General features: G+C 43.2%; 12 protein-coding genes and 1 pseudogene. All 13 read left to right on the top strand.

The window, feature by feature from the left end; genetic code table 11:
* Positions 1-818: 818 nt before the first annotated feature.
* Positions 819-1,109 (top strand): DUF1073 domain-containing protein, encoded by a 291-nt coding sequence (locus AYJ55_RS34910; protein ID WP_162505794.1) that lies wholly within the window; start codon positions 819-821, stop codon positions 1,107-1,109.
* Positions 1,070-1,851: pseudogene (locus tag AYJ55_RS21160) on the top strand (phage portal protein). Before AYJ55_RS34910 ends, AYJ55_RS21160 begins: the two are co-directional and overlap by 40 nt.
* The gene (locus AYJ55_RS21155) at positions 1,817-2,605 is read left to right on the top strand and encodes a phage head morphogenesis protein (protein WP_245677217.1); all 789 of its coding nucleotides are present in this window, start codon (positions 1,817-1,819) and stop codon (positions 2,603-2,605) included. Before AYJ55_RS21160 ends, AYJ55_RS21155 begins: the two are co-directional and overlap by 35 nt.
* A gap of 31 nt (positions 2,606-2,636) precedes the next feature.
* On the top strand, positions 2,637-2,768 hold the full coding sequence (locus tag AYJ55_RS34900; protein ID WP_281181206.1) for a hypothetical protein: 132 nt from the start codon (positions 2,637-2,639) through the stop codon (positions 2,766-2,768).
* An 88-nt stretch (positions 2,769-2,856) separates the two neighbouring features.
* A complete protein-coding gene (locus tag AYJ55_RS21150) occupies positions 2,857-3,093 on the top strand; it encodes a phage holin family protein (protein WP_245677456.1) in 237 nt (78 codons plus the stop codon).
* Positions 3,053-3,538, top strand: coding sequence for a lysozyme (locus AYJ55_RS21145; RefSeq protein WP_063657599.1), 486 nt, complete (start codon positions 3,053-3,055; stop codon positions 3,536-3,538). Before AYJ55_RS21150 ends, AYJ55_RS21145 begins: the two co-directional genes overlap by 41 nt.
* Positions 3,505-3,954, top strand: coding sequence for a lysis protein (locus tag AYJ55_RS21140; protein ID WP_063657600.1), 450 nt, complete (start codon positions 3,505-3,507; stop codon positions 3,952-3,954). The genes AYJ55_RS21145 and AYJ55_RS21140 overlap by 34 nt, the downstream gene beginning before the upstream one ends.
* A 170-nt stretch (positions 3,955-4,124) precedes the next feature.
* Positions 4,125-4,667, top strand: a complete 543-nt coding sequence (locus AYJ55_RS21135) for a hypothetical protein (RefSeq protein ID WP_063657644.1) — start codon at positions 4,125-4,127, stop codon at positions 4,665-4,667.
* 25 nt (positions 4,668-4,692) lie between these two features.
* On the top strand, positions 4,693-4,890 hold the full coding sequence (locus AYJ55_RS21130) for a hypothetical protein (protein ID WP_063657645.1): 198 nt from the start codon (positions 4,693-4,695) through the stop codon (positions 4,888-4,890).
* Positions 4,891-4,896: 6 nt separating this feature from the next.
* The gene (locus AYJ55_RS21125; RefSeq protein WP_063657804.1) at positions 4,897-5,400 is read left to right on the top strand and encodes a hypothetical protein; all 504 of its coding nucleotides are present in this window, start codon (positions 4,897-4,899) and stop codon (positions 5,398-5,400) included.
* Entirely contained in the window at positions 5,397-5,888 is a 492-nt protein-coding gene (locus tag AYJ55_RS21120) for a site-specific integrase (protein ID WP_063657803.1), read from the top strand. Before AYJ55_RS21125 ends, AYJ55_RS21120 begins: the two co-directional genes overlap by 4 nt.
* Positions 5,889-6,147: 259 nt before the next feature.
* Positions 6,148-6,636 carry a hypothetical protein gene (locus AYJ55_RS21115; protein ID WP_063657802.1) on the top strand — a complete coding sequence of 163 codons (489 nt, stop codon included), beginning with the start codon at positions 6,148-6,150 and terminating at the stop codon, positions 6,634-6,636.
* A 271-nt stretch (positions 6,637-6,907) separates the two neighbouring features.
* Positions 6,908-7,990, top strand: a 1,083-nt coding sequence (locus tag AYJ55_RS21110) for a terminase large subunit (protein ID WP_063657807.1), incomplete at its 3' end; no start/stop codon positions are given.

The following is a 7,990-nucleotide window of genomic DNA, read 5'->3' as shown; positions in this document are numbered from 1 at the left end:
GGGCAGGGTGAAAGCGCATCTACGACGGACATGTCATATCACCGCAACCGGATCAACGCGGGTGGCTGTCTTTAAACCTGACGCAAAATATGTGGCGGAAAAACCAATAAAGATATGTTCGCGAATATAAGCGCAAGCCTGGTGGGCGTCCGAGACCGTTTTTAATACCTGCGTGTATCATGCATTTGGAAAAATATCCGGATGACAAACGTTCATCAATCAATTTACCGATGCCTGTTAATCAGTCTCAGTTCAGGCATAAAAGAACTTGACGTACTGAAAGCTGAATTATCCCGTCCTCGGTGGATTACGACAACAATGGACGGTGAAAGTCGAGAGCAAAAAGACATGAAAAAACGGGCATCGCTTCACCCAACATGGCCGATTCATTAATTATGCTTTTCCCCCGTTCCTAAACCGTTTCACATCCCGACGAGGCATTTTCTAATGAACAAAAGAAACAGGAAAAAGGACGTTAAGCCTGAAAGGAAAAAGCTATTTTCCATCTCTGATATCGATATGTATCCGTCAGTGAGCAGCCAGTCTACGAATTCAAACCCTATGCCCTCCCGCAGCGTGATACCCGAAGCAAAGAGAGCGGACGCGCTGCGAATGATGCCACCCCGTATGAAACCCTGAATGCATTCGGAGTGATTGTTGTATGGTGGTTTCAGGATACCCGATGTTGGCCATGAAAGCGCAGCAATCCGAGTACGCCAATGTTGCCGCGATTTTGCTGACGAGTTACGCGCAATTGGTTAACCGTAAAATCCTCATCCGATGATGAGGACCTCGTTAATGAGGTGGAAGGGGTAATCGTGAAATATCGCCTTCAGGATATGATCCATCAGGCCGTTTTGCATGATTGTCTGTTCGGCATAGCGCATATCTATATTGACATGGGCGCCGATGAGAATGAAATGCGCAATCCGCTCTTTAAAGACAGAGCAAAAGTGGGCGATAAATTTCGCGGTTTTCGTATTATTGAGCCTATTTGGATGTATCCGGCGATGTATAACACGCTCAGACCGTGGAGCCGGATTTTTATCAGCCTTCATCGTGGTTTGTTATGGGGCAGACCATCCACGCCTCCCGATTTATTGACCTAGTGACGCGTCCGGTATCACAGATACTGAAACCTGCCTATAACTTTGGGGGCTTATCACTGATCCAGCTAATGGAGCCTTATGTCAAGGCGTGGGAAACTATCCGCGATGAGATACCCAAAATTGTCAAGGCTTTTACGCTGGCGGGTCTAAAAACTGATATGGAAAAACGGATGGAAAATCCAGGCGAATTCAAACGCCGCATCGATATCATGACCAACTACCGAAACAATCGCGGGTACTGGCGCTAGATACGGAGGAAGAGTTTTTTCAGATCAATACACCGATGACGGATCTTGAGAAAATCGCCTCAAACTATCAGGAACAACTGTGTATTCCCTCACGGATGCCGGTGATTAAGCTGCTTGGCAATGCGCCCGCGGGACTGAATGCAAACGGGCAGGGTGAAATCGATGTCTGGCACGAAACCATCTCCGGTATTCAGGAACGCAATATTCGCCCCATGATACAGCAAATGCTGGATTACCTGTTTATAGCGGAATTTGGGCAGCTATTACCCGAAATTACGTTCACCTTTAACCCACTCGATGAGCTAACCGAGAAGGAAATGTCGGAGATAAATCTCAATAACGCTTCAATGCTGGCTAATTTAGCAACGAGTTCATGTATTTCGACGATGGATGTCGCTCAATGGCTTATCAATAATCCGAAGAGTGGTTTTGCTTTCATGAACGGGCAGGAAAACGAAGATGAAACAGACGAAAAAGAAGGAGAAAACACTTAAACCTTCACTCCCCAATGCAGGGATACAGCTTTGGTATCAGCGTGAATTACGTCGCCAGATTACCAGGATGCATAAAAACGTCACCGCCAAAATTTTAACTTCCTTTTCAAAAAATTCTCTTGCTTACGACGCCAGCCCCGCCTCAATGATAAGGAATACGCTCCGCGCGCTTTCTGCCCGCTGGGTAAAGAAATTCACTGCCTTATCCGACGATCTGGCAAAAACCTTCGTTAACCGAGCAGCCGGTAATGTGGATGTGCCCCTTAAAAAGCAGCTGGTCGATAAGGGGTTTGCGATTGATTTCAAAATGACGCGCGACATGCACAATGCGGTGACAGCGATTGTGGCGGAGAACGTGTCATTAATTAAATCCATCCCCCAACGCTATTTCACTAACGTTGAATCCGTGGTTCTCCAGTCTGTTTCGCGGGGAGGTGATTTAGCTCAGCTTAAAAAAACATTGGGACAACAGTTTGGCGTAACTGCCAGAAGGGCGGAATTGATTGCCCGTGACCAGAACCGAAAAGCGAATTCTGCCTTGGCGGCAGTGAGACAGCATGCGCTGGGGATAACTGAGGGGATTTGGCGACATACCGGCGCAGGGCAACACCCAAGGCCTGATCATGTAAAAGCCACGGGCAAGAAATTTTCGCTCCGTAAAGGCTGCCTGATTAGCGGTGAATACATCCTGCCAGGTGAAAAAATCAATTGTGGGTGTATTTGGGAACCGGTTTTACCCACTTTCGAGGATTGACAACGTGCAAGTGACAAAAGACGGTCTCGCGATGGATGCCAAATCTGCGCGAAGTGAACAAATTCGGCAATTTTTGGGCGATAGAGTCATCGATAGAATGATGATGAGCAATGGGCTTTGGTTAAATTTCAATTGGTCAAGCTACCGCCGTAAAATTCAATAACGAAAAAAAGTTTTAAATCACTGAGTTTCACTACTCAAATCCAATCAATTCAAAGCAATGGAACCCTCAACAACGAGGGTATATGCGCATGTCTGAAAAATACTCAACACCTGCCGCCTATCTGTGGGGCATCATGACCACCCTCGGGGGAGTCATGACAACGATTTTTGATTTTTTTACCCTTGAGCAGTGGGTAGCTGTGATGGGTATTGTCTGCACGATAGGGACATTTTTTATCAACGTGTACTACCGCAAAAAGGAGTACAGACTCAAGGAACGTCAGTATGAAGATACCGAAAAAAATATTGATGGCAACGGGCGGTAGTGCGTTGTTTTTAGCCTCAACGATGATAACGCATTTTGAAGGATTAAAATTTAAACCTTACTTCGATGGAGGTGGTGTACTCTCTGTTTGTTATGGTCATACAGGCAAGGATATTGTGCGTAACCGGATGTACACGCAAGAAGACTGCGATAAGTGGCTTAATGACGATTTAAAAGCCGTTAAACGTTATGTTGACCCGTTGATTAAGGTCAATATCAACACGCTAACACAGGCAGCCCTTTACTCATTTGCTTATAACGTGGGCGTGGGTAATTTTGCCAAATCGACCTTGCTCAAAAAGCTCAACAACAATGACCGAAAAGGGGCATGTGATGAGATGAAGCGGTGGGTTTATGTGAAAGGCGAAGTCTGGAAAGGGCTAATTACCCGTCGGGAAATTGAGAGCGTAATATGTTATGGCGACCTTACTCATTTATCGGAGTGATTATTGCAGGGTTAATTCTCTCACTTATTTTTATCAACTCCCGTTATCAAACCATCAGGCAAAACTACCAAACATTAAAACAGCAATATCGCGCACAAATTGAAGCCGTGAAATTACAGCAGCAAAAGATTGATTCTTTGCACCAACTCGATATTCAACACACGGAGAAATTAAATAATGCCAAAGCTGAAATTGCTAAGCTCAATGATGCTGTTCGTGCTGGCACTAAGCAGTTGCACGTCAATGCCGTGTGTCCAATACCCAAAACCGCTACCACCCAGAGCCGACATAATGAAGCCACCCCACAACTTAGTAAGGCAGCTCGAGAAGATTATTTCCGTCTCAGAGCGATGATAGCTGAGAACGAAAAGCAGACGGAATATCTACAGCAGTACATCAAAACACAGTGTCACTGAATCGGTCATTGGCACGTTCAAATCTTAACAATCTCAGCGCCACGCACGCGCATCAATAAAACACAGAACCTTATAGAAAGTCGAGCCTGAAGAACGCCGTTTAAAATGGTGCTTTTCTGTGGGCGGCTGTTCTGTGCGCGCAGGTTCGATTTTCTATAAGGAAAAGTACGATGAAATTAGTAACAACTAAAAATGACAATTTTTTAGTAACAGAAATGCCAACAATGACCAGTCTGGAAATGGTGGACTATATTAATGCGGAGCGGAAATCAAAAGCGGAAGCAGAGAGATTAACGTTTCCTTGCAAAAAATATCGCAAGTTACAGCACAATAATTTTATGGCAAAAGTACCCAAAGTTCTTGGAGAAACATCTGCTAAATTTTTAGCTGATGATATTTTCACCACTGGAAACGGTGCCCAGTCTATTCGAAAAATTTACCGATTTCCAAAACGTGAAGCCTGTCTAATGGCAATGAGTTACAGCTATGAGTTACAGGCTAAAATCTATGACTACATGACGGAGTTGGAAGAAAATAAAGGATTAGCTTTTACTATTGAGCAATTACAAAATATTGTTGCTACAGCCAGAAAAGAGTCTGATAAAGACTCTTCGGATGCTGGTCGTCGATTACGTAAGCGTCAAGATGATTTACCCATTCTTAAAAAAGCTGAAAAAACAGTAATGGAGTTATCTCAAATCCCCTTGATTTAATTGGTGGAAGCATGAGGTTAGAAGGATGACTCCTGAGCAATTCATCGAAGCCAATGTTAAGGCCGAGTTAATCAAGCTGGGCTTTTCTACCTCTGTCGCCAGCTTAGCCACCCGTGAAGCCATCCGCTATTATCGCAAACAGCCAGCTAGTAGAAGAGGCAAGATGATAGAAGATTGTCTTAATCAAGCAAAAATTGTGGCCAGGTTAACAACAAAGCGATAATCGCAAATGAGTTCAATTAAACAAGTCAAAACTCGCCATGATAGCGAGGGTTTTCGTGTGCATTACGAAAATCCAGCAGGACGATTTCATAAAAGCTTTAAAACGCGGGAAGCTGCTTGCCATTTTCTTTTTCTGAGCGAATCTGAGCGATTTTTGGCGATGATGGCAAAAGAAAAAGAGCAATGCCGAGATTGGCATCTTCGCAAGTTGATTCAGTTTTATGTGGGGAAAAAGGTCTTTCAGTGTGAAACGGGGCATTTACGGCAAAGTTCGCTCGATACGATTAAACATGCCTTGTTTTCGATTGACGAAACGTTGCAAGCAAAAATGGCGTTGAATATTCGCCCGAGTGAATTTAACGGTTTACCGGAAAATACGCTTAAACATCTGCATTCTGCCTATTTGCTGCTGAAAGCAATGCGAAATGTTGGTGTCAGTCCAATTCCAAAATTGAAAAGAAAAGGGAAAAGCCTATTTTCATTCCGGCGTTTGAGAATGTGGATAGGATGATTGAAGAAGCGCCCGTCAGAGAAAAGATTGCCTTCATCTTGGCATCGGTGATTGGGCTTCGGATAAGCGAAATATTGGCATTGGATTATAGCGATATTCAAGGGGAATATTTGAATATCTCAAAACATGTAACACGAAACGGTGTTATTGAAGGCTTAAAAGCTGACGTTCAGCGATTGTTACCGATGCCAAAAGGGTTATTGTCGCTATTGGATAAAAACAAGTTTGGGTTACATGAACCATTAATTGTCAGTCAATCAGTGAAAAGACTGTCGTTAAATTACAGTACGACAGGAATTGTTAAGGAATTACTGGAAAAATTCAGGATTGGGAAATTTCATAACTTACGGCATTTTGCAGCGGTACGTCTTATCAAAAAACGGAATGATATTCATGTTATTTCTAAAATGCTGGGTCATAAAAACATTGAGACCACCTCAAATATTTACGGTCGATTTTCAGGGTCAATTTTTGAGTTAAATTTTTAACATTTGCGTTCATTTTTTAATCATTAAGGTAAATGGGGTTAAAACCTTAATTGCTTTACATCAAAGGGATTCAGGTAAAAAATTACAGAATAGCCAAAAACGCATAATTCCGCAGTCATACTTCCGCATTTTGAAAAATTGGAAACCTAATAATAACAACGCATGAAGAGGGATTTTTTTCGCATACTTCCGCAAAATAAGTCCGCACCCAAAATGGCTAATTTTACGAATGTTGCACAAAGGTTAAAAAGAGGTTGTCATGTCAGGGAAAGCTAAATATAAAAAAGCGTATATTGATGACGTGATCAACCTGTCTTTGGTGAAAGGCAAAGTATCAAATCATTTCATTGCAAAATGGCTGCATGTGGATGAAAAAACGATTAGAAATTGGCGAAAGGATTATTACGAATTTGATCATGCTTTTCATCATGCGGCCGACATTTTGAAAAAAGAGCTAGCAGAAACAGCAAGGCAAAACACCAAAATCCGAAAACGCAAAATTATTAAAACCACGGCAGACGGCGAAACGACAACGATAGAAGAAGTATTGCCTAGTCACAATGATATTGCCGTTTACAAAAAGATGGGATCAATGAAGTCTTCTTTAACGATGAAAAGCATCAACAAAAGAATACTTAAGATCGATACTCGAGCGAAAAAAATCAGCCGAAATCACTTCACTAGAGGCCGCGCAATTTTTAGAGATAGAAGGCATTCCTATACCAACTACCTTATTACTGGAAATTAAGCAATTGCAAGGTAGCCCTATACCAGAAGATATACTACCGCAAAATGCAATTACTCGAGAAATGACTTTAGAAGAGGCCGCAGAAGCGTACCAAAAACTGATGGGGTAAAGGGTTAAAATCGCTTACTTATTTATGTTATAAATGATATTAAATTTAAATATTTATTTAATATCAATTGATTATATGAGTTTAACCCCATTTTTTGTATTTTTATGTACACGTTTATGTGCAAAATATTTTTTTGAGTCGCTTTTTTCCGGACAAATTCCTATGCCGTTACCTTTTCCTTTTGACTTTAAAAAACCAGATTATTTTAAGGTATTTGAGTGGCGCGATGAGCGTCTACAACGGTTACGCCAGCAGCCGGAAAGTTTTAAACGATTAACCCGATTTTATAAGGATAATCCCGCGCAGTTTATTATTGACTGGGGCATGACGACAGACCCACGAAATGTCGATTACGGGTTACCGGTGACTATTCCTTTTTTGCTGTTCCCGAAACAGGAAGCATGGATTGACTGGATAATGACACGCTGGAAAGGACGTGAAAACGGTATTACCGAAAAAAGCCGCGAAATGGGCTTAAGCTGGACGTCAATTGCACTCGCATGCGCTTTATGTCTCTTTAATAAAGAGATGGTAATTGGCTTTGGCTCCCGCAAAGAAGAGTATGTTGACAGCACCGGTGACCCGAAAGCGTTGTTCTGGAAAGCCCGTAAGTTTATTGAAACTTTACCGCAAGAGTTTCGGGGAGGCTGGGTAGCGAAAAAACACGCGCCTTATATGCGGGTCAATTTTCCAAACACCGGCGCCATTATCAAGGGTGAAGCGGGGGACAATATTGGACGGGGTGACCGGACGACACTCTATTTCGTCGACGAAGCCGCCTTTTTGCCTCGTCCGCTATTGATTGATGCTGCCCTATCGCAAACTACCCGCTGCCGCATTGACTTAAGTTCGGTTAATGGGATGGACAATCCTTTTGCCCAAAAACGCCACAGTGGACGTATTCCGGTGTTTACCTTTCACTGGCGCAATGACCCCCGTAAAGATGAACAATGGTACGAAAAAGAGTGCCTGAAAATCGATAATCCGGTCATTGTGGCGCAGGAACTGGATTTGAACTATCAGGCGTCTGTTGAAGGTATCTTAATTCCCGCCGAATGGGTACAGGCGGCCATTGATGCCCATATCAAACTGGGGTTTTTGACAACGGGGGCTAAACGACTCGGTTTTGACGTTGCAGATGAGGGCGATGACAGCAACGCCCTCACGTTTGTACACGGATCGGTTGTCACGGATTGCCAGCAGTGGAGTAAAGGCGACGTGATCAGCTCACGCAAACCGAGTCAA

This window comes from Candidatus Arsenophonus triatominarum, assembly GCF_001640365.1.
Classification (GTDB): domain Bacteria; phylum Pseudomonadota; class Gammaproteobacteria; order Enterobacterales; family Enterobacteriaceae; genus Arsenophonus; species Arsenophonus triatominarum.
Note: the sequence above shows the minus strand (reverse complement) of the source record. Positions and strands in the feature narration are given on the sequence as shown.

What these genes read in the sequence shown, in the direction of transcription:
- AYJ55_RS21120 (WP_063657803.1), top strand. Translation starts at nt 5,397, where the DNA reads ATGATTGAAGAAGCGCCCGTCAGAGAAAAGATTGCCTTCATCTTGGCA.
- AYJ55_RS21125 (WP_063657804.1), top strand. Translation starts at nt 4,897, where the DNA reads ATGAGTTCAATTAAACAAGTCAAAACTCGCCATGATAGCGAGGGTTTT.
- AYJ55_RS21115 (WP_063657802.1), top strand. Translation starts at nt 6,148, where the DNA reads ATGTCAGGGAAAGCTAAATATAAAAAAGCGTATATTGATGACGTGATC.
- AYJ55_RS21155 (WP_245677217.1), top strand. Translation starts at nt 1,817, where the DNA reads ATGAAACAGACGAAAAAGAAGGAGAAAACACTTAAACCTTCACTCCCC.
- AYJ55_RS21140 (WP_063657600.1), top strand. Translation starts at nt 3,505, where the DNA reads ATGTTATGGCGACCTTACTCATTTATCGGAGTGATTATTGCAGGGTTA.
- AYJ55_RS21130 (WP_063657645.1), top strand. Translation starts at nt 4,693, where the DNA reads ATGACTCCTGAGCAATTCATCGAAGCCAATGTTAAGGCCGAGTTAATC.
- AYJ55_RS21135 (WP_063657644.1), top strand. Translation starts at nt 4,125, where the DNA reads ATGAAATTAGTAACAACTAAAAATGACAATTTTTTAGTAACAGAAATG.
- AYJ55_RS21150 (WP_245677456.1), top strand. Translation starts at nt 2,857, where the DNA reads ATGTCTGAAAAATACTCAACACCTGCCGCCTATCTGTGGGGCATCATG.
- AYJ55_RS21145 (WP_063657599.1), top strand. Translation starts at nt 3,053, where the DNA reads ATGAAGATACCGAAAAAAATATTGATGGCAACGGGCGGTAGTGCGTTG.
- AYJ55_RS34900 (WP_281181206.1), top strand. Translation starts at nt 2,637, where the DNA reads ATGGATGCCAAATCTGCGCGAAGTGAACAAATTCGGCAATTTTTGGGC.